The sequence below is a fragment of the Dactylosporangium sp. CA-233914 genome, assembly GCF_050942935.1.
Lineage (GTDB): Bacteria > Actinomycetota > Actinomycetes > Mycobacteriales > Micromonosporaceae > Dactylosporangium.
The window spans coordinates 7,338,375-7,357,563 of the sequence record NZ_CP192030.1; the positions used below are offsets into that span (position 1 = coordinate 7,338,375).

Below are 19,189 nucleotides of genomic sequence, written 5' to 3' on the forward strand. Positions count from 1 at the left end.
CCGGCGCGGCCCGGCCGAACCCGCCCCGGCCGACCTACACTGGGCAGCATGGGGCGGGCGAACGACGCCGTCGCGGCGATGCTCCAGGAGTATGCCGACCTGCTCACCGTCACCGGCGGGGAGCAGTTCAAGACCAGGGTGTACGAGAAGGCGGCCCGGGCGGTCGCCGGCCACCAGGTCGACGTGGCGACACTGGACGCGGGCGGGCTGCGGCAGATTCCGGGCGTCGGGGCCTCGATCGCCGACAAGATCGCCGAGTATCTGCACAACGGCCACCTGGCCGCGATGGACACGCTGCGCGAGCAGGTGTCCGGCGGCGTGCTGGAGCTCACCCGCATCCCCACCCTGGGACCGAAACGGGCCGTGCAGCTGCACGACGAGCTCGGCGTGGACTCCATCGACGAGCTGCGCGACGCGATCGTCGCCGGCAAGCTCGAAGGGCACCGCGGGTTCGGCGCCCGCGCGGCCGAGAACATCCTGCACGGCATCGAGGTGCTGGAGCGCAGCCACGGCCGGGTGCTGCTGTCGGCGGCCACCGCCGCGGCGGAGCAGGTCGTGGAGGTGCTGCGCGGCGTGCCGGGATGCCTGCGGTGCACCTGGGCGGGCTCGCTGCGCCGGTTCCGCGAGACGGTCGGCGACGTCGACGTGCTCGCCGCGGCGAGTGAGCCCGGTCCGCTGATGGACGCGTTCACCCGGCTGCCGTCGGTCGACGACGTGCTGGCGAAGGGCGCGACGAAGTCCTCGGTCCGGCTGCAAGGGGACCTTCAGGTCGACCTGCGGGTGGTCCCGCTGGCGTCGTGGGGCGCGGCGCTGCAGTACTTCACCGGCTCCAAGCCGCACAACGTCCGGGTCCGCGAGATCGCCGTCCGCGCCGGGTTCAAGCTGTCCGAATACGGGTTGTTCCGCGTCGAGGACGGCAGCCTCGTGGCCTCGGAGACCGAGGAGGTGGTGTACGAGCGGCTCGGCCTGCAGTGGGTTCCACCGCCGTTGCGCGAGGACCGGGGCGAGGTCGAGGCGGCCCGGGAGGGAGCGCTGCCGGCCCTGGTGAGCGCGGCGGACATCCGCGGCGACCTGCACACCCACACCGACCTCACCGACGGCGTCGCGCCGCTGGCCGAGATGGTGGCCGCGGCCCGGGCCCGCGGCTACGAGTACTACGCCGTCACCGACCACGCCAAGAACATGCCGATGCAGCGCATGACCGACGAGAAGATGCTCGCCCAGCGCCGGGAGCTGCGGGAGCTTGCGTCGGCCGGCGGGCCGGTGCTGCTGCACGGCACGGAGCTCAACATCGGCCCGGACGGCGAGGTGGACTGGCCGGACGAGTTCCTGCGCGGGTTCGACCTGTGCGTCGCCTCGGTGCACTCCCACTTCACCCAGCCGGCCGAGCAGCTGACCCGGCGGCTCGTGCGCGCGTGCGAGAACCCGTACGTCACCGTCCTCGGCCACCCGACCACCCGCCTGATCGGCAAGCGGCCACCGCTGGACGCCGACTTCGACGCGGTGCTCGCGGCGGCCGCCCGCACCGGCACGATCGTGGAGATCAACAGTTTCCCGGACCGGCTCGACCTGCCCGACGAGCTCATCCTGCGGGCGAAGCGCCACGGCGTGCGCTTCGCCATCGACACCGACGCCCACGCGCCGGTACACCTGGACCACCTGCGGTACGGCATCGGTACCGCGCAGCGCGGCTGGCTCACCGCCGATGACGTGGTCAACACCTGGCCGATCGAGCGCCTCCGAGCCTGCATCGAGACGAAACGAGCGGCGGTGGCTCGGCCCTGAGCGGCCGGTCCGGCGGTGGCGCAGCGGAGGGAGTTCGTGATGGGCGGCGAACGGACGGTCGTCGTCGGGGTGGACGGCTCCCGCGCGAGCCTCACCGCGGTGGACTGGGCGGCCGCGGACGCGGCGCTGTGCGGGTGCGCCCTGCGCATCATGTGCGCGTTCGTCTGTCCGGCGCTGTACGCCCCGGCCCTGATCGCGGTGCCGGACGAGCCGGGCGTGCAGGAGGCCGGTGCCGGGACGGTCGCCGAGGCCGCGGCCCGCGCCGGCGCGGTCGCGCCCGGGCTGGAGGTCCGCACCGACCTGCAGGCGCAGCCACCGGCCGCGGCACTGGTGGCGGCCTCGAAGGAGGCCTGCACGGTGGTCGTGGGCAGCCGGGGCCGCGGCGGCTTCGCGGGCCTGCTGCTGGGCTCGGTCGGCGTCCAGGTCGCCGACCACGCCGCGTGCCCGGTGGTCATCGTCCGCCACGCCGACCGCCCGGCCGGGCACGAGGCCGGCCGGGTCGTGGTCGGCTTCGACGGCTCCCCGTGCGCCGAACGGGCGCTGCGGTTCGCCTACGAGCAGGCGGCGCGGCGCGAGGTCGGGCTGACCGTGGTCCACGCCTATCCGTGGCCCGCCGGCCCCCGGCCCGGTGACACCTCGCCGATCGTCCGCGAGCCGGACGACCTGCGCGAGGACGAGCGGCGCGCGCTGGCCGGATCGACGGCCGGCTATGCTGGGCAATACCCCGGCGTCGACGTCCGCCACACCGTCATGCACGGCCGGGCCGGCGCGGTGCTGACCGAGCTGTCCGCGGGTGCCGAGCTGCTCGTGGTCGGTTCCCGCGGCCGGGGCGGGTTCACCGGCCTGCTGCTGGGTTCGGTGAGCCAGTCCGTCATCCACCACGCCGCCGGCCCGGTGGCGGTCGTCCGTTAACAGACAGGGAGGCGGCATGGCCAGCACGCAATGGCCGGTGGTCGCCGGTGTCGACGGCTCGCCGGTCGGTCTCGGCGCCGTGCACTGGGCCGTGGACGAGGCCGTGCGTTTCGACCGGCCGCTGCGGATCATCCACGCGCTGGGCGCCGCGGGTGAGGACGAGCCGGAGGCCGACGAGTACGAGCTGACCGCAAAGGCCGCCGCCGACGCCCGGGCCTGGCAGCCGGGCCTGCGGGTCACCACCAGCATCCAGTCGGGCGGGGCCGCCGGGATCCTCGTCGAGCAGTCCCGCCGCGCGAGCCTGGTCGTGGTCGGCAGCCCCGCGCCGGACGAGTTCGAGGCGCTGCCGGTGGAGTTTCTCGGCACGCAGCTGGCGGCGCACGCGCACTGCCCGGTGCTGGTGGTCCACGACGCGCGCCGCTGGGCCGGCCACGCCGTGGTCCTGCCGCAGCACCGGCCGGTGCTGGTGGGCACGGACGGCTCGGACCGCGCGCAGCCGGCCGTCGAGCTGGCCTTCGCCGAGGCCGCCGCCCGCCACACCGGCCTGATCGTGCTGCGTTCCTGGCAGGAACCCCCGCACCGGGGCGGCCGCAGCGGCGGAAGCGGCGGAAGCGACCGGATCGCCGAGGCCGTGGGCCGCTCGCTGGCCGCGGAGCTCGAGCCGTGGCGAACCAAGTACCCCGCGGTCCCGGTCGAGCCGCGCACCGTCCGCGGCGCGCCGGCGCCGGCCCTGCTCGCCGCGGCCGACCACGCGCTCATGCTCGTGCTCGGCCCCCGCGGCGGGGGCGGCTTCGACGGGCTGCGGCTGGGGTCGGTGACCCAGCAGCTGCTCGACCGCACCCCCGTACCGGTGCTGGTGGCCCGCCGGTGAGCCCGGCGGCGGTTCACGGTCCGGCCGCCGGGTAGCGGCGGGCGGATGACGACGCGCGCCCGACGGGCCCTGCACCGGCTCGGCGAGCAGTGCCGGGCGTTGCTCGGACCGGCGGCCGAGGCGATCCGGCGGCGACGGTACGAGCGCCTGTGGAGCGGTCCGGCCGCGGCCCTGTCGGTGGCGGGGCTGGCGGTCGCCGCGCGGACCGGCCCCGGGCACACGTTCATCGCCGGCTACGCCATCACCCATCCCGGCGACCCGCTGCCCGCCACCCTCGCCCGGCTGCCACTGTCGCTGTTCGCCCCCGCCGCGCTGCTGCCGTACTGGTTCGCGATGCTGCAGGTGCTCGTCGTGTTCTCCGCCGCCCAGGCGCTGCTGGGGCTGCGGCGGACCATCGCCGTCGCGGTCCTCGGGCACGGGCTCGCGACGCTGTCCGCGCCGCTGTGGGTGGCGGCCGGCCCGCCGCTGGGGCTCGACCACCGCTACGCCGGGCTCGCCGACGCCGGGCCGTCGGCGGCGGTGGTGGCGCTGCTGGCGTACGCCGCGGTCAGCCGCCGGGCCGTCTGGCTCGCCGCCGCGCTCGTGGCCTACCACGGCACCGAGGTCGTCATCGTCGGCGGCCTGGCGCCCCGCGAGCATCTCGTCGGCACGCTCACCGGCGCGGCCGCGGCGCTGCTGGCGCCGGCCGGCACCACCGAGCCGGGCGGCGCGCCGCCATAGGCTGGACGGGGAGAGGCGTGAGGTGGCCCGGATGGCTTCGTCCATCGGCATTGTGGTCCTGGCCGTGCTCTGGCTGGCGTGCGCCGCGGCGGCGCTGCACATCGCGGTCCGGCTGGCCCGGCAGCACGAGCGGCGCATGCGGCACGCGCACGGCGACGAGCACGCCTGGATCAGGCCCCGCCACGGCCGGCACGAGCGGCCCCGCGGCACCCTGCGGACCGCCCTGCGGCACTGGGCGACCGCGTCGAGGCGACGCAGGCACCGGGCCCGGGGCGAAGGGCGACCGGCAGGCCGCGACGACCGGTAGGCCTGTTGTTACGAGGCCCGCTCATCCGTGGCGGACACCGCGCGCGGCGGGGCCCGGCGGGAGCGCACCGGCGCGCCCGCGGCGTGGAAGAGCACCCCGGCGGCCAGCATCAGCAGCACCGGGACGACCTGGGTGAGCTCGAACGCGGCCCGGCCGATGCCGGCGGGCAGCGCCTGGTCGGGATCGCCCGAGGCGCCGAACCAGTCGACGCCGAGCCCCGGCCACAGCAGCCAGACGGTGGCGACCGCGGCCCAGAACGTGGTCAGGCCGCTGGCGATCCAGGCCCCGGCCATGCCGCCCGGGACGCGGAACGGGCGCGGCTGGCCGGGGTGGGTGTGCCGCAGCCGTACGAGGGTCGGGAAGATGCCCAGGTACGCGATCGTCGTGGTCGAGATGGCGACGCCGAGCGCGGCCGCGAAGTAGCGATCCGCGCTGCCGCCGGACAGCCAGAAGGCCACCAGCATCACCACGGTCGACAGCAGGCCGCTGAGCAGGTTCACGGTGACCGGGGTTCCGAACCGGGGCGAGATGCGCCCGACCGCCCGCGGGGCGGCGCCGTCGAAGCCCGCCGCCGCCAGGGCGCGGTCGGCGCCCATGAGCCAGGTGCTGCCGCTGGACAGCAGCGCCCAGATGAACGCGGCCGCGGTGAGCTCGCCGAGCACCCGGCCGGCGCCGGTCAGGGTGACCGCGCCGCCCGGGCCCACCGTGCCGCCGTAGACGGTGAGCACCTCCTTCGCCGCGTCGAGGAACCCGCCGACGCCGCTGACCCGTGACGCCGGCAGCACCAGCAGGATCGCCAGGATCGGCACGCCGTAGAGCAGCACCGCGCCGGCCCCGGACCAGGCGATGGCGCGCGGCACGTCCCGGCGGGCGTCCACCATCTCCTCGCTGGCGGCGCTGGGCAGCTCGAAGCCCACGTAGTTGAAGACCAGCACGGGTACCACGGCGATGAACACCGCGTACCCGGGCGCGAACGCGGCGGGCCCGAAGCCGTGCACGCCGTTGCGGGCCGCGTACAGCAGCACCGAGACGGTGAAGAAGCCCAGCACGCCCACCCGCACGAACGCGCCCACGCTCGGGATCCACCGGCCGAACCGGAACGACACGATCGCCGAGGCGACCGCGGACCAGATGAACGCCAGGGCGAACAGCAGCTTCGCCGGCCCGTGCAGCGGCACGACGAAGGTGCCGAAGGCGGAGACGGCGAGGATGGTCAGCGTCCCGCCGAGCCAGATCGGGTTGGAGCACCAGTACAGCACCGTGACGAGCGCCGCGACGAACCGGCCGAACGCCAGCCGGCACCACACGTACGGACCGCCCTCGAACGGGAACGCCGAGCCCAGTTCGGCTATCAGCAGCCCGTACGGCACGAAGAAGCACACGGCGAGGAAGGCCAGCCAGATGAAGCCCTGCGCCCCGTTCTTCGCCACCGCACCGATCGTGTCGAGGCCCACGACGGTGCAGATCAGGAAGAGCCCGACGTCGAAGCGGCGCAGAATCCTCCGCAGCCGCGACTTCTCCCGGATCGCATCGGCGGTCACATCCACGAAGGCATGACCCGCGGGGGTTCCGGTCATGGCGTTGCACTCCGGCGATGTCGGCGACCGTGTCACGCGGCGACGCGGTGGCATCACGCCGCGCACAGGGCAATGCCCCGCCGATCCGCGTTCATGCCCGCCCGGTGCCGTGACCTGCCGCGCCGGAGGTGAATTACGGTTTCGCCCCGATGGGTGGGGGTACCCGCTGGGTCTGCGAAGCCCCACGAAAAGCCGTTCATCCACGCGTCGGCCGTACACCTCCTTTGTTGCGCCGCGCCTCACGGGCCCGTACCGGTCGGCCGTCCAGCCGAGGGAGAGGCCATGAACTGCAAGACACAGGTCGTTCTGGCGGCCGGCATCGGCTACCTGCTCGGGCGCCAGCACAAGCTGCGCTGGGCTCTGCTGCTGGCGGCGGCGGCCGGAGCCGGCCGATTGGGCCGCCCTGGCTCCCTGCTCGACCACGGTGCGCGGGCGCTCAAGGCGACTCCGGAGCTCGGCAAGCTCGGCGAGATGGGCGCCCCGCTGGTCGCCGCCACGAAGGAGGCCGCGCGGACCGCCGTGACCGATCGAATCGACTCGATCAGCGACCGGCTGCGTGAGCGCACCGACACGCTGCAGAAGCGCGGCAAGGCTCGCGAGCCCGAGGAGGAGGAGCCGGAGGAGGAGCGCCCCCGGCGGCCGGCCCGCGGACCACGCGCGGCCGGTGGCGCCCGTCGCCCGCGCCAGCGCGCCGAGGAGGAAGACGAGTCGGACGAGTACGAGTACGCCGACGAGGAGGACGAGGACACGGGCGAGCGCGAGGACGAGGACGAGGACCTGGCGAGGGCTGGACGGCGGTCGAGTGGACGGCCTCCGGTGCGGCGGCGCAGAGAGGATTAGCGGACCATGGCTGGACAGACGAGCCGGGTCGCCGGCGGGATCGGCGAGAAGATCGTCGCGCTGCTCATGAAGGAGCTGCGGGAGTTGGCCTCGGCCGCCGGGCACCGGGCGCTCGACATGGCCGGTCAGAAGGTCGGCTCGCTGACCGATCGCCTGACCGAGTACGCCAGCGGCCAGGGCGATGCCGGTCTCGAGGCCGCCGCAGCCGGCGCGCAGCAGATCGCGGAGGGCAAGTCGCCGGCCCGGGCGGCGTTGTCCGGCGGGCTGGCCGGACTGAAGGAGAAGGTCAAGGGCCTCTTCGGCGGCGGCAAGGGCAAGCCCAAGAAGCTCAAGCTCACCAACATCGAGGAGACGCTCGACGTCGGCGTGCCGGTGCGGGTCGCCTACAACCAGTGGACGCAGTTCGGCCAGTTCCCGAGCTTCATGAAGAAGGTCGAGAGCGTCGAGCAGGAGGCGGACGAGAAGAACAACTGGAAGGCGCAGGTCTTCTGGTCGCACCGCACCTGGGAGGCGAACATCGTCCAGCAGATCCCGGACTACAACATCGTCTGGCGCTCCAAGGGGGCCAAGGGTCATGTGGACGGCTCGGTCACCTTCCACGAGATCGGGCCGAACCTGACCCGGATCATGCTCGCCATGGAGTACCACCCGCAGGGCCTCTTCGAGCACACGGGGAACCTGTGGCGGGCGCAGGGCCGCCGGGCCCGGCTGGAGTTCAAGCACTTCCGGCGGCACGTCATGACCCAGGCGATCCTCAACCCGGAGGGGGTCGAGGGCTGGCGTGGCGAGATCCGCGACGGCGAGGTCGTGAAGGACCACGAGACCGCGCAGCGCGAGGAGGAGGAGCGGGAGCAGGGCGGCCCCGAGCAGGAGCGTCCGGAGGAGCCCGAGGGCGAGGCCGAGGAGGAGCCCGAGGGCGAGGAGGAGCCCGAAGAGGAGCCTGAGGCCGAGGAGACCAGGGATCGCCGTGCCCGGGAGGAGCCACGGGGCGAGCGGCCAGGCCGGGAGGAGCCACAGGGCGAGCGGCCGCGGCGGCGCACGGAGCGGCCGGTGCGGCGCGCGACGGCGAGCCCCGGACGCGCCGACCGGCCGGAGCGGCCGCGGCGGGCAGCGGGCAGCGGGCAGCGAGGGGGTCGGTCATGAGCAGTACGTCCATGCAGCAGCGCGGCGGCTCCGGCATCGAACGACCGACGTCGACGTCGCTGGCCGAGGTGATCGACACGATCCTCGACAAGGGCCTTGTCATCGACGCGTACGTGCGGGTCTCGCTCGTCGGCATCGAGCTGCTGACCATCGACGCCCGCATCGTGGTGGCCAGCGTCGACACCTACCTGCGCTTCGCCGAGGCGGTCAACCGCCTGGACATCTCCCAGGAGAAGGCCGGCCTGCCGGAGCTCGTGGGGGACATCGCGGAGGGCGGTGCCAAACACAAGGTGAAGGGCGGCATGCGGGGCGCTCTCGATGCGGCCGGCGACAAGTTGCGGGACGTGATCGACGCCGAGCCCGAGCCGGAGCGCGTGTCCCGCCGCCGGCGGCGGGAGGAGGACTGACATGTCGGCGGACACCGGCGTCTACATCTACGGCATCGTCCCCGCCGACGTCGAGATCGACCCGGACGCCCGCGGCGTGGGCGACGAGCACGTCCGCGTGGACGTCGTGCGCCACGGCCGGATCGGGGCCCTGGTGAGCGAGGTCGACCTCGACCGTCAGCTCGGTACGCCCGAGGACCTGCTCGGCCACGAGTCCCTGCTGGACGCGACCGCCGCCGTCCTGCCGGTGCTGCCGGTGCGCTTCGGTGCGGTGGTGACGGATCGGCAGGCCGTCGTCGGCGAGCTGCTCGCCGCCCACCACGACGAGTTCGACGCGGCGCTGCGCGAGCTCGAGGGCAAGGCGCAGTACGTGGTCAGCGCCCGGTACGTGCAGGACGTGGTGCTGCACGAGGTGATCACCGCGAATCCGCAGCTCGAGCGGTTGCGGGCGGCGATGCGCGACAAGCCCGAGGACGCGGCCCGCAGCGAGCGCATCGAGCTCGGCCAGGGCGTCAACGACGCGATCGAGGCCTTCCGCCGGGCGGACACCCAGGCGGTCGCCGACGCCGTCGCGCCGCTGGCGGCCGGCGTCGTCACCCGCGAGCCGACCGGCGAGTACGGCGCCGCGAACGTGGCCGTGCTCGCCGGTCTCGACCGTGAGCGCGAGCTCGTGCGGACGGTGGAGGAGCTGGCCGGGCGGCGGGCGGGGCGGCTCGAGGTACGGCTGGCGGGTCCGCTGGCGGCGTACGACTTCGTCAAGGACCTGCGTCCGGAGGGCTGAGCATGGGACTCGTCAGTGCGATCCTGACCGCCCCGCTCGCGCCGGTGCGGGTGGTGTTCTGGGTCGGCGACATCATCCAGGAGCAGGTCGACCACGAGATGTACGACCCCGGGGTGATCCGCGGCAAGATCCAGGAGACCGACGAGGCCCGCGCCGCCGGGCAGATCGACCCCGCGGAGGCCGACGAGCTGCAGCGGGAGCTCATCGGCCGGCTGATCCGGCCCGTCGGCCGGGACGACAACAGGTAGGAGGACTGAGCCGTGCCTGGTCAAGACGACGACTACGACGAGCGGGACACCTACGACGACGAGCGGGAGCCGCTGTCGCCGGCTACGGTCGCGAAGGCGGCCCTGCAGGACGTGGCCGAGCTGACCGGCAAAGCGCCGTCGGGCATCACCGCCCTCGAGCCCGACGACGACGGCTGGATGGTCGAGATCGAGGTCGTCGAGGAGCGGCGCGTGCCCTCGTCCGGCGACATCCTGGCCGTCTACCGGGCCAAGCTCGACGCCGACGCCAACCTGACCGGGCTGCGGCGGATCCGGCGGTACCCGCGCGGCAAGGGCGACATCGAGGCGGCCTGACATGCCCCAGTCTTCCCCATCCGATTCCGTGCTCGCCGCCGGCTCCACCCGCGCGGTGGCGACCGGGCACGAGCCGGCGAACCTCGGCGACATCCTGGAGCGCGTCCTGGACCGCGGCATCGTGATCGTGGGCGACATCCGGGTGAGCCTGCTCGACATCGAACTGCTGACCCTCAAGCTGCGGCTGGTCGTCGCGTCGGTCGACACCGCCCGCCAGATGGGCATCGACTGGTGGGAGCACGATCCGTGGCTCACCTCGAAGGCCCGCGAGCCGCTGCCGTCCAGCGAGCGCACCGACCGCGAGGCGATCGAGAGCGGGGCGCGGGAGACGCGGCGAGAGACTCGGCACGAAGCGCGGCAGGAGGCGCGGCGTGAGTGACGGCGTCTGGCTGCACGCCGTGGCCCGCGACGTGGGGTCCGACGCGGCCGCCGGGCTGAGCGGGGTCGCCGGGCGCGCCGTGCGCACCGTCGCGGGCGCGGGCCTCGTCGCCGTGGTCAGCCCGGTCGACCTCGACCGGTTCGGCGAGGAGGCGCTGCGCCGCAACCTCGAAAACCTCGAGTGGCTGGAGGGCGTGGCCCGGGCCCACCACACCGTCGTGGCCGCGCTCGCCCGCTCCCGCGCGGTGGTGCCCGCCCGCCTCGCCACCGTGTACCGCGACGACGACAGCGTCCGCGCCATGCTGCACGAGCGCCGCGGCGACCTCGACGCCGTGCTGGACCGCGTCGGCGGCCGGGCCGAGTGGGGCGTGAAGATGTACGCCGAAGCGCCGCAGCCGGCGCCGGACGAGCCCGCCGGCCCGTCCGGCGACCGCCCGGGCACGGCCTACCTGAGGCGGCGCCGGGCGCGGCTGTCCGCCGACGACGAGTGGCGGCAGCGCGCGGTCGACGGCGCCGAGGCGGCCCACGCCGCGCTCGCCGAGTCCGCCGCGCAGGCCCGGCGGCACCCGCCCCAGGACCGCCGGCTGACCGGCCGGACCGAGCCGATGGTGCTCAACGGCGCCTACCTGGTCGAGCGGCGCGGCTCGGAGCGCTTCGCCGACCTCGTCGCCGCGCAGGCCGCCCGCCACGGCGAGCTGCACCTGGAGCTCACCGGGCCGTGGCCGCCGTACTCGTTCGCCGGATCCGAGGAGGCACCGCCATGACGTCGGGCACCGTGACGCGCTCCGACAAGGTGGCCCTGGTCGACCTGCTCGACCGGCTCCTGGCCACGGGCGCCGTCATCACCGGCGAGGTGACGCTGTCGATCGCCGGGGTCGACCTGGTGTACATCTCGCTGCGCGCACTCGTCGCGTCGGCCGGTACCGTCGGGGTGCGGCAGGCGTGAGCGCGCCCGGCGAGGACCCGACACCACCGGTCCGCCCGCCGGGCCGGCGGATCGAGGTCGACCGGGACTCGGTGGAGCGCGGCTTCGCGGGCCTGGTGCTCACCGTCGTGGAGCTGTTGCGCCAGCTGATGGAGCGGCAGGCGCTGCGCCGCATCGACGTCGGCGACCTGACCGACGACCAGGTGGAGGAGATCGGCGCCACCCTCATGGCGCTCGAGGAGCGGATGCGCGAGCTGCGCGAGCACTTCGGGCTGTCGCCCGAGGATCTCAACATCGACCTGGGTCCGCTCGGGTCGCTGCTGCCGGACTCCCCCGGCCCGGATGAGCGGCCGGGCGGCCGGCTTCCGCACCACTGAGCGCGAACCGGTCCGGCGAGCCGGCGGGTTGGCCCGCCGGGCACCGGGTATCGCAGCCCGGCCGTGATCCAGCACAAGAGGCTGCGCGAGGACCGGCCGACGCTGGTCCCGGCCCGATACCTTCCGGGCTGGGACCTGGCCGCGGACCTCGCCTCGCGCCCGGGTGCCGCCACCAAGGCCCGGGTGGCCCTGGCGGCGATCGCGCGGCTGCGGCTGGCTCCGCTGTACGTGGCGGCGGTGCTCGGCGTCGGGCTGGCCATCGACCACGTCGCCGGTCCCGGCGCACGGGCGCGTGTCGTCGCGGCGAGCTCCACCAACGTGGCCAACCTCGACCGGCACCGGGTATGGACGCTGCTCACCAGCGCCTTCGTCCTCGGCGGCGGGGTCGAGCCGCTCGCCGTGGTGCAGCTGATGTTGCTCACCGGGGCCGCCGAGCTGCTGCTGGGGCGGCGCCGGCTGACCGAGGTGTTCCTGCTGACCCACGTGATCGCCAGCTGCCTGGTGTACGCGGTCCTGCGGGTCGGCCTGCGCCACGGGTGGGTCAGCCCGGCCGTGGCCGGCGCCGAGGACGTCGGCACGAGCTACGGCGCGCACGCCATCGCCGGCGCCCTGGCATGGTGCCTGCCGGTACGCGCCCGGCGGGTCCTCGTCCCCCTCGTCCTCGCGCTCGTGATCATGCCGTTCGCCGGTGATCGCTCGTTCACCACCCTCGGGCATCTGCTGTCCGCGCTCATCGGCCTGCTGGCCGGCTGGCAGATGCTGCACCGACCGCTCGCCGGGCGGCTGCGGCGGCCGGCCGCGCGGCGCGGCGACCGGCCCGCCGTCTACGCCTTCGGCGCGGCGCGGCAGGCCCGCGACGCCCTGATCGCCGTGCTGCACCTGCGCGAACACCGGCTGATCCGCCTCGACGACGCCGTCATCGCCTGGTCCGACCGGCCCGGCGGCGCAGGCGCGCGGCCGTACCGCATCCACGAGCGCGAAACCCGCGACCTGGGCGTCCTCGACGGCGCGCTCGCCGGGGCCGCCTGGGGCATCGTCGCCGGCACACTCGCCGGCCGGCCGCTGACGGGCCTGGCCGCCGGCGCCGCCGTGGCCGCGGTCGTGGCCGGCCTGCACGACGCCGGGCTGTCCGACGCGCTCGTCGAGCGGGCCGTGCGGTCCGTGCCGCCGGGCCAGGCGGTCCTGGTCCTGCTCACCGACCCGGCCGACCGGCCCCGGATCACCCGGGTCCTGGCCCGCGCCGGTGGTGCACCGCTCGACCCGGCGAACTAGCCGTACTCGCCGCGACCGGTTGCCGACGGCGTGGTGAGCAGCGCCCGCTGCGCGGGGGCGGTGGCCAGCACCACCGCCGATCCGAGGGCGACCAGCAGCGCCAGTCCGGCGGCCGGCGCCCAACCGGCCCGCACGGTCGCGCCGAAGAGCGCCACGCCGGCGGCGGACGGCGCGGCGACCTCGGCGATCCACAGCATCGCGGTCGCCCGGGACGGGTCGCCGAGCTCCAGCGCCCGGGCGTACAGCAGCATCCCCGCCGCCGCGAACACCGCCACCGCCCACACGGCCGGGTCGGCAGCGAACCCGCTCACGGTCGCCAGCGGGTCCCGCCACGGGTCGGGTGGCACCGGGATCGCCTGGACGGCCAGCGCGGCGCCGCCGAACCCGATGCCGGCCACCGCCGCACAGGCCGAGGCCCGGCCGGCCCGCGCCAGCGCCGCCCCGAGCGCGGCGACGGCGACCGCCGCGGCCAGCAGGCCCACCCGCTCGGCGACCGAGGCGTTGATCGGCGGCATCGGGCCCGAGCCGGCCGCCAGCACGGCCAGCGCGAGCATCGTCGCGGCGATCGCCGCGATGTCGGCCCGGCGCAGCCGGACGGTCAGCACCACCCGGGCGGCGACCGCGGTCACCGCCAGCGATCCGGCCAGCACCGCCTGCACCTGGTACACCGGCAGCGTCCGCAGCGCGGCGAGCGACAGCAGCCACGCCAGAAGGTCCAGGCCGATGCCGGCCACGTACCACGGCTGGCGCAGCACCCGCAGCGTGCCGGCCACCCGGCGCGCCCCCACCGCCTGCAGCAGTGAGCCCACCCCGTAGCCGACCGCCGCGAGAACCGCACATCCGAGCGCCGCAAGCTCGTGTGCCGCCATGGCACTTGGCTACCCCGTCCGGACCACGGAAACGTTCGCGGACCGTCAGTTCCCGCGCCCGCGCCGTGGCCAGAATTCGTTGGCATGTGGCATTCCCGCCACTGTCGCGCCGGCCGGGGCCCGCCTACGTTCGGGCGTCGTGACCAAACTGCTGTTGAGCATCCATGTGCTGGCCGCGATCATCGCCATCGGCCCCGTCACGGTGGCGGCGAGCATGTTCCCCGCCGTCGCGCGCCGCGGCGACGCCGACGCGCTGCGCCTGCTGTCGCGCATCTGCACGGTGTACGCCGCGATCGGCGTCGCGGTGCCCGTGTTCGGCCTGGCCACGGCGAGCAGCCTCGGGGTGCTCGGCGACGCGTGGCTCCTGACCTCGATCGCGCTGACCGTCCTGGCGGCCGCGCTGCTGGGCCTGGCCATCCTGCCCCGCCAGCGGCGCCTGCTGCAGGGCGTGTCCGGCGGCGCCCCGGACGCGCCCGCGGCCCGGGCCCTCGGCATGCTCACCGGCGTGTTCAACCTGCTCTGGGCGGTCGTGGTCGTCCTGATGATCGTCCGTCCCGGCTCGACCACGGGGGTGTAGCGTGCCGGTGAATATCCTGCGGGTCGCGGCGATCGTCGAGCTGGCCAGCCTCGCCGTCCTCCTGACGAACCTGGCGACCGTCCACGTGGCCGCGGTCGCGTCCCTGCTCGGCCCGATCCACGGCTGCGCGTACCTGTTCGTGATCGGCACCACCTGGCACCTCACCCGCTCGGCGCCCACGACCCTGCTCGGCGCCGTCCCGGTCCTCGGCGGCGTGCTCGCCCTGCGCCGCCTGCGCCACCCCGAGCCTCGCGGTTAGTTCGGCGGCGAAGCGGGAGCCGGCGGCCGCACGCTCGCGAATGATCGGCAGCGCCACGTCGGGGCGGGCGTGCCAGCCACGCCCTCCCCGGCCGGGTTGGCTCAGTCGCCGTTCCAGGCGCGCAGATCGTGGCGAGCCTGATGGCGGCTGCGTCGGCGATCCTCGCGGCAAAGGAAGTTCCATTCACGGGAACCGTGGCTTTCGCAGCGCCGTACCCAGTGGGCAGGGGTGCCAGTCCAATGGCAGCCGCTGCGGCGGGTTCGGGGCAGGGCGCGCACAGCGACGATCTCGCGAGGCAGGGTGCACGGCCCCCACCGGTGATCGTGCACCGGCAGGCAGGTTGACCCCGGCGCGTCCACCAGCTGCACCCACCAAGGCCGGGTCTTATCGGTTCTACTCATCAACGGGCACCTTCCGGCTCCGTGCAGCCCCGAACTGGGGCCGTCACTAGATCGGGTGCACCGAGACCACCTCCATGGAACGAACGCCGGTCAATTCATACTCGACGGTACCGCAGGCCTCGCCGGATGGTACGAGCCCATTCGATCGGCAGCGCCACGTGCCGCTGTCCCCCCAGGGAAGATTGACGGTGACGACTTTGCCAGACCGCGGCGTTGCGCGATGCCCCGTCATCGTGGCGCCCGAGGCGACGTGCGCTGACGGTCACGCGCGGGATGCTCGCGGCGGGCCGCCGGCGGTCCGTCGCGCTGGGCGGGCGTTGCCGTGCCGGCGCCGGCTGGTCAGGCCGCCTGCCACAGTGTTGTATGTGGCTTGTCGGCGAGGATGAGCACGATCGAGTCGTTGTGGTGCTCGACGCCGTCGGGCCAGGTAAGGTCCGCGGACGGGATGAGTTCGGCGCACGCGTGCTCGGCCCAGCGCAGGACGCCGCGGACTGGCAGGCAGCCCGTGAGTCGTCCCGTCGTCGCGGCGGGACTCATCGGCCAGTCCTTGGTGCGCAGGTGCCGGGCCAGCAGCTCGGCGACTTCGGCCGGCGGCTGGCCGGCACTGCCCCAGACCTCGAGGACCTCGGTGCACACGCCGGTGCCGGTCTGGCAGTCAAGACCGATACGCGTGCTGTGCAGTTCCGCCGGGAAGGGCAGCAGATCGTTACGGTCCACGTCGATGTCGCCCGAGCCCGGACGCTGACCGGCGGGGCCGCTCGCGACGATGCCGGCCAGGCACAGCAGGACGACGGCCCCGCCCGCGCCGAACAGCAGCAGCATCTTGCGCCGCCCAGGCTCGGCGGTCACGACGCGCCCCGTGAACGCGGCGGCCCAGGCGACGACCGCCAGCGCGAGGTACGGCAGCAGCCAATCGGTCTGCGGCGGCCGCAGCGCGTCCGGCCAGCGTGTCGATGCCACAGCCAGCCCGACCAGCGCAGCGAGCAGCCCGCCGGTGACGGCTGTGCCCGAGCGCCAGGCCGGAGCGAGGGTGACCGCGACGAGCGCCGGCGCGGCCAGGAACATTGCGGTGGTGAACCACTCCCCCAGCACGCCGGCCGTGAACCAGGCAGTCCAGCCCGTCACAGCAAAGCAGATGAGGGCGGCACCGAGACGCCACCGACGAGCGAGCACCTCGGCATTCGATCATGCCGGCCCGTCCGCCGCTACCCGCCCCGGTCCCCTCGCGACGCTGGTGTATGTCGAGGCACGAGGACGGTCGGAGGCCGAGACGTTCGATCCGGCTACCTTTGCGGAGTGAGGTGAACCTCCAAGGCTCGGCTGTGATCCGGGGCGGCGGGCTACTGGATGTCGATGTGCAACGGCATGCCGGGGCAGTGGTGGCAGGCGAAGAGGCGCATCGCGCCGTACCGGCCGAGGAGCACCCCGGTCGGCTCCTGCGGCTGCTCGAATCCCGCCGGCGGGAACCAGCGGCCGTCGTCGGCCGCGTCGTGCTCGCACGAGTCGGCGGTGAACAGCAGGGTCGTCGGGCCGCCGCACGTCGGGCACGGGGTCGGCAGCAGGTCCGTCACGTTCCACGTGGCGTACCCGCCGACCTTCCAGCCTGGGACCATGTACTCGTCGTTGTACCCGTGGTCGTCCTGCCGGCTCCACGCGTGAATCCGGTCGCGGAGCTCGGCCGGAAGCTCGTCGGGATACGGGTACTCGACTACCTGCTGCGGCCGTATGCGGCAGGCGGCCGGCACGTAGTTCTCCTCGCCGGCTTGCACCGCGGGCGGCTCCGCGAGCGGGCCGGCCACGTCGGCCTCGCGCCGCCAGACCAGGCGCGGTGCCGGACCCCACGCCGCGTCCTCGTGGTCGAATGGGCACCACAGGACCTGCAGCAGGTCGGCGCCGCCGGGCCGGGGCAGGTCCGGGATGTCGGCGGCGCGCAGCTGCGCCACGGGGATCAGCGGCTGGGCCGGGGCGTGCGGAACAGCGGACACGGAGTGCGCGACGAGCGGCCCACCGCCGGTCGTGCCCCAGCTCGTCAACGTGCCGGGCGCGACCAGGGCGGCGAGCTCGGCACGCAGGTCGCCTTCGCCGTCGGCGAGCAGGTGCGGCGCGGGGCGGCGCGCCTGCGCTGCCCGTATCCGAGCGACGAGGTCGTCGGGGACGGTCACTTCCACGGTGACCATGTACGGCGTGTCGCAGACCGGCCACGGCTCGCCGGCCGGCCACAGCAGCGGCCCGCCGATATGGCTCTCCGCGGCGCTCACCGGGCCGGGAAGGGGGCGCAACCGAGTCGCGGTGCGGGCGTACGCCGCCAGCTCCGGAAACCGGCTCAGGTCCGCCGGGCGCGGCATGGTCATCGCCAGATCGTAGACGCGCAAGGCCGGACAGGGTGCAACGCACCCCGCACCCCGCACCCCGCACGCCGAGTGCCTCGTGGCCGGAGAACGCCACCGACATCGACCCGCTGCGCAACGCCGACGCCAGGCTGCCGCGAATCATCGGTAACGACGGGGCGCTCCGCCCCCGGAGGGCGGCGGCGAACACGGCCCTGGAAGGCGGCCGTCAGGAGCTCAGCACGGCCCATCCGCGCGGCGGCAGGTGAATCCGGGTGCCGCCCAGGTCACCGTTGCCCGTGGCGAGCGACGCGGCGCCGGCGGCCGGCAGCGTCGCCGGGTCGTCGGCCAGGTTGAGCGCGGTGACGAGGGCGCCCGACCCGGTCGCGGTGCGCAGGACGGCCTGCCGGTTCTGCAGGTGTACGACGTCGGTGTGGGCGCGGACCAGCCACGGGTGGCGGCGCCGGACGGCGATCAGGTCCTGGTGCAGCCGCACCAGGCCGTCATGCGGCGGCGGCCGGTCCGGGAACTCGGGCCGTATCGCGTCGTCACCGCCGAGGCGCTGCTCCTTCACGCCGGTCCACCCGTACTCGTCGCCGGCGTAGACGCTCGGCACGCCCGCCACCGTGAGCAGTACCGCCAGCGCGTGCGGCACGAAGTCGGCGCCGATCGCGGAGGCGATGCGGGTCACGTCGTGGTTGCCGATGAACGTCGACGGGACGAACGTGGCGAGCAGCTCGTTGTGCCGCTTCAGCGCGTGGGCGAGCTCGAAAAGGTTCCGGTCGGCGATGCCGTGCCAGATGCCCTGCCAGAGCTCGTACTGTGTGACCGAGTCCAGCGCCGACGCCCGCACGATCCCGGCGTAGTCGCCGTGGATGATCTCGCCGGTGAACCAGGCGCCGGGGTGGCGTTCGCGGACCCGGGGCAGCACCGTGGCCCAGAACGCCGGCGGCACCGCGTAGGCCGCGTCGAGCCGCCAGGCGTCCGCGCCGCGGTCCAGCCAGTGCTCCATCACCCGCACCACCAGGTCGGCGACCTCGGCGGCACCGTGGTTCAGGGCGACCAGGGCCTCGTGGCCCTCGAACACGTCGGCCCGGACCGGCGCGCCTGCTCGCCAGCCGGCCCAGTCGACGCGGAACAGGCCGGCCGCCGCCGCGCCGGGCCCCTCCGCCTCCACCTGCCGGAACAGCGGATGCGCCCGCCCGACGTGGTTGAACACGCCGTCGAGCTGGACGCGCAGGCCGCGCCGGTGCGCCGCGGCGACGAGCCGGTCGAAGTCGGCGTCGTCGCCGAGCCGCGGATCGATCCGGAAGTGGTCGACCGTGTCGTAGCCGTGGGTCTGCGAGGCGAAGATCGGCCCGAGCGCGATGCCGTTGAGCCCGAGCTCGATGACGTGGTCGAGCCAGGCCTCGACGCGCCCGAGCCGGTGCACGACGCCGCCGGCCGCGTCCGCCCCGCCGGGCCGCACCGGTGCGCCGGTGAAGCCGAGCGGGTATAGCTGCCACCACATGACATGCTCGTGCCACGACGCCACGGACAACCAGCCTATCCGCCTTCGCCCGGCCTGTCGCCACGCCCGCAACCAACCCCCCGCCGATCATCCGATGGCGGCGCCGGTAGCCGTCGCCCGGCTGAGGCGCTCAGCCGTCGATGGTCAGGCTCTGCGGTCAAGCAGGGCCGGCGTTGCGTGGCCGACGTGGAACTTCGCCGCAGCAGCGCGGTCGGCGGCGAGCTGTTCGTGCGCGGCTCGCGCCCGGTGCGGCTGGTGACGCCGGCGCACGGCGAGCTCACGCACAGCATCTGGTTCGTCGCGCCATTCACGGAGCTGATCCTCGCGCAACTCGGCGGCAGAACGCTCAGGTGAGGCGGCCCCGGTCCGATTGGTGCGGTTGAAGTGCGCC

The 19,189-nt window shown here is 74.5% G+C and carries 24 protein-coding genes; 19 read left to right on the plus strand and 5 right to left on the minus strand.

All coding sequences use genetic code 11. The features are described 5' to 3' along the window. The first annotated feature begins 48 nt into the window (after nucleotides 1–48). From polX to ACQPY0_RS32945, 5 genes are read left to right on the plus strand one after another with little or no spacing between them, the layout of a single operon-like run. Nucleotides 49–1,785 carry a DNA polymerase/3'-5' exonuclease PolX gene (gene polX / locus ACQPY0_RS32925; protein ID WP_432969256.1) on the plus strand — a complete coding sequence of 579 codons (1,737 nt, stop codon included), beginning with the start codon at nucleotides 49–51 and terminating at the stop codon, nucleotides 1,783–1,785. 39 nt (nucleotides 1,786–1,824) lie between these two features. After that, nucleotides 1,825–2,697 (plus strand): universal stress protein, encoded by an 873-nt coding sequence (locus tag ACQPY0_RS32930; protein ID WP_432969259.1) that lies wholly within the window; start codon nucleotides 1,825–1,827, stop codon nucleotides 2,695–2,697. 16 nt (nucleotides 2,698–2,713) lie between these two features. Further along, on the plus strand, nucleotides 2,714–3,568 hold the full coding sequence (locus ACQPY0_RS32935) for a universal stress protein (protein WP_432969261.1): 855 nt from the start codon (nucleotides 2,714–2,716) through the stop codon (nucleotides 3,566–3,568). A gap of 45 nt (nucleotides 3,569–3,613) precedes the next feature. Beyond that, nucleotides 3,614–4,288, plus strand: coding sequence for a hypothetical protein (locus ACQPY0_RS32940; protein WP_432969264.1), 675 nt, complete (start codon nucleotides 3,614–3,616; stop codon nucleotides 4,286–4,288). 31 nt (nucleotides 4,289–4,319) lie between these two features. Continuing rightward, entirely contained in the window at nucleotides 4,320–4,595 is a 276-nt protein-coding gene (locus ACQPY0_RS32945) for a hypothetical protein (RefSeq protein ID WP_432969267.1), read from the plus strand. Nucleotides 4,596–4,603: 8 nt separating this feature from the next. Here ACQPY0_RS32945 and ACQPY0_RS32950 read toward each other — a convergent pair whose 3' ends face one another. After that, on the minus strand, nucleotides 4,604–6,172 hold the full coding sequence (locus ACQPY0_RS32950) for an APC family permease (RefSeq protein ID WP_432969270.1): 1,569 nt from the start codon (nucleotides 6,170–6,172) through the stop codon (nucleotides 4,604–4,606). A 282-nt stretch (nucleotides 6,173–6,454) separates the two neighbouring features. Here ACQPY0_RS32950 and ACQPY0_RS32955 point away from each other — a divergent pair, with 282 nt between their 5' ends. The 11 genes from ACQPY0_RS32955 (at nucleotide 6,455) to ACQPY0_RS33005 (ending at nucleotide 12,855) form a co-directional block, all read left to right on the plus strand. Then, on the plus strand, nucleotides 6,455–7,012 hold the full coding sequence (locus ACQPY0_RS32955) for a hypothetical protein (RefSeq protein WP_432969273.1): 558 nt from the start codon (nucleotides 6,455–6,457) through the stop codon (nucleotides 7,010–7,012). A gap of 6 nt (nucleotides 7,013–7,018) precedes the next feature. Next, nucleotides 7,019–8,155 carry an SRPBCC family protein gene (locus ACQPY0_RS32960; RefSeq protein WP_432969275.1) on the plus strand — a complete coding sequence of 379 codons (1,137 nt, stop codon included), beginning with the start codon at nucleotides 7,019–7,021 and terminating at the stop codon, nucleotides 8,153–8,155. Beyond that, nucleotides 8,152–8,562: a gas vesicle protein GvpJ gene (gene gvpJ, locus ACQPY0_RS32965; protein WP_432969278.1), complete on the plus strand. Its 411-nt coding sequence runs from the start codon at nucleotides 8,152–8,154 to the stop codon at nucleotides 8,560–8,562. The genes ACQPY0_RS32960 and gvpJ overlap by 4 nt, the downstream gene beginning before the upstream one ends. A 1-nt stretch (nucleotide 8,563) precedes the next feature. Then, nucleotides 8,564–9,322: a GvpL/GvpF family gas vesicle protein gene (locus tag ACQPY0_RS32970; protein ID WP_432969281.1), complete on the plus strand. Its 759-nt coding sequence runs from the start codon at nucleotides 8,564–8,566 to the stop codon at nucleotides 9,320–9,322. Nucleotides 9,323–9,324: 2 nt separating this feature from the next. Then, a complete protein-coding gene (locus ACQPY0_RS32975) occupies nucleotides 9,325–9,570 on the plus strand; it encodes a gas vesicle protein GvpG (protein WP_432969284.1) in 246 nt (81 codons plus the stop codon). Nucleotides 9,571–9,582: 12 nt separating this feature from the next. Beyond that, the gene (locus ACQPY0_RS32980) at nucleotides 9,583–9,903 is read left to right on the plus strand and encodes a gas vesicle protein (RefSeq protein WP_432969287.1); all 321 of its coding nucleotides are present in this window, start codon (nucleotides 9,583–9,585) and stop codon (nucleotides 9,901–9,903) included. Nucleotide 9,904: 1 nt separating this feature from the next. Next, nucleotides 9,905–10,282, plus strand: coding sequence for a gas vesicle protein (locus ACQPY0_RS32985; RefSeq protein ID WP_432969289.1), 378 nt, complete (start codon nucleotides 9,905–9,907; stop codon nucleotides 10,280–10,282). Continuing rightward, entirely contained in the window at nucleotides 10,275–11,045 is a 771-nt protein-coding gene (locus tag ACQPY0_RS32990; RefSeq protein WP_432969292.1) for a GvpL/GvpF family gas vesicle protein, read from the plus strand. The genes ACQPY0_RS32985 and ACQPY0_RS32990 overlap by 8 nt, the downstream gene beginning before the upstream one ends. Then, nucleotides 11,042–11,227, plus strand: coding sequence for a gas vesicle protein (locus tag ACQPY0_RS32995; protein WP_432969295.1), 186 nt, complete (start codon nucleotides 11,042–11,044; stop codon nucleotides 11,225–11,227). Before ACQPY0_RS32990 ends, ACQPY0_RS32995 begins: the two co-directional genes overlap by 4 nt. Beyond that, nucleotides 11,224–11,583, plus strand: coding sequence for a gas vesicle protein K (locus ACQPY0_RS33000; RefSeq protein ID WP_432969298.1), 360 nt, complete (start codon nucleotides 11,224–11,226; stop codon nucleotides 11,581–11,583). The genes ACQPY0_RS32995 and ACQPY0_RS33000 overlap by 4 nt, the downstream gene beginning before the upstream one ends. A gap of 63 nt (nucleotides 11,584–11,646) precedes the next feature. Further along, nucleotides 11,647–12,855, plus strand: a complete 1,209-nt coding sequence (locus ACQPY0_RS33005) for a rhomboid-like protein (protein ID WP_432969301.1) — start codon at nucleotides 11,647–11,649, stop codon at nucleotides 12,853–12,855. Here ACQPY0_RS33005 and ACQPY0_RS33010 read toward each other — a convergent pair. Continuing rightward, a complete protein-coding gene (locus ACQPY0_RS33010) occupies nucleotides 12,852–13,724 on the minus strand; it encodes a hypothetical protein (protein ID WP_432969304.1) in 873 nt (290 codons plus the stop codon). The two genes, ACQPY0_RS33005 and ACQPY0_RS33010, sit on opposite strands and share 4 nt — an antisense overlap. A gap of 139 nt (nucleotides 13,725–13,863) precedes the next feature. Between ACQPY0_RS33010 and ACQPY0_RS33015 the strand changes: the two genes are divergently transcribed. Both ACQPY0_RS33015 and ACQPY0_RS33020 read left to right on the plus strand, forming a co-directional pair. Further along, the gene (locus tag ACQPY0_RS33015) at nucleotides 13,864–14,301 is read left to right on the plus strand and encodes a hypothetical protein (RefSeq protein WP_432969306.1); all 438 of its coding nucleotides are present in this window, start codon (nucleotides 13,864–13,866) and stop codon (nucleotides 14,299–14,301) included. Between the two features lies 1 nt (nucleotide 14,302). Further along, on the plus strand, nucleotides 14,303–14,560 hold the full coding sequence (locus tag ACQPY0_RS33020; RefSeq protein WP_432969309.1) for a DUF3817 domain-containing protein: 258 nt from the start codon (nucleotides 14,303–14,305) through the stop codon (nucleotides 14,558–14,560). A 740-nt stretch (nucleotides 14,561–15,300) separates the two neighbouring features. Here ACQPY0_RS33020 and ACQPY0_RS33025 read toward each other — a convergent pair. From ACQPY0_RS33025 to ACQPY0_RS33035, 3 genes are all read right to left on the minus strand, one after another. Beyond that, nucleotides 15,301–16,086 carry a hypothetical protein gene (locus ACQPY0_RS33025; protein WP_432969312.1) on the minus strand — a complete coding sequence of 262 codons (786 nt, stop codon included), beginning with the start codon at nucleotides 16,084–16,086 and terminating at the stop codon, nucleotides 15,301–15,303. Between the two features lie 215 nt (nucleotides 16,087–16,301). Continuing rightward, a complete protein-coding gene (locus ACQPY0_RS33030) occupies nucleotides 16,302–17,312 on the minus strand; it encodes a hypothetical protein (protein ID WP_432969315.1) in 1,011 nt (336 codons plus the stop codon). A 205-nt stretch (nucleotides 17,313–17,517) separates the two neighbouring features. Further along, nucleotides 17,518–18,822: an alpha-amylase family glycosyl hydrolase gene (locus ACQPY0_RS33035; RefSeq protein WP_432969318.1), complete on the minus strand. Its 1,305-nt coding sequence runs from the start codon at nucleotides 18,820–18,822 to the stop codon at nucleotides 17,518–17,520. 153 nt (nucleotides 18,823–18,975) lie between these two features. On the opposite strand from ACQPY0_RS33035, the gene ACQPY0_RS33040 reads away from it, so the two are divergent. Continuing rightward, entirely contained in the window at nucleotides 18,976–19,152 is a 177-nt protein-coding gene (locus tag ACQPY0_RS33040) for a hypothetical protein (protein WP_432969321.1), read from the plus strand. Nucleotides 19,153–19,189 lie beyond the last annotated feature (37 nt).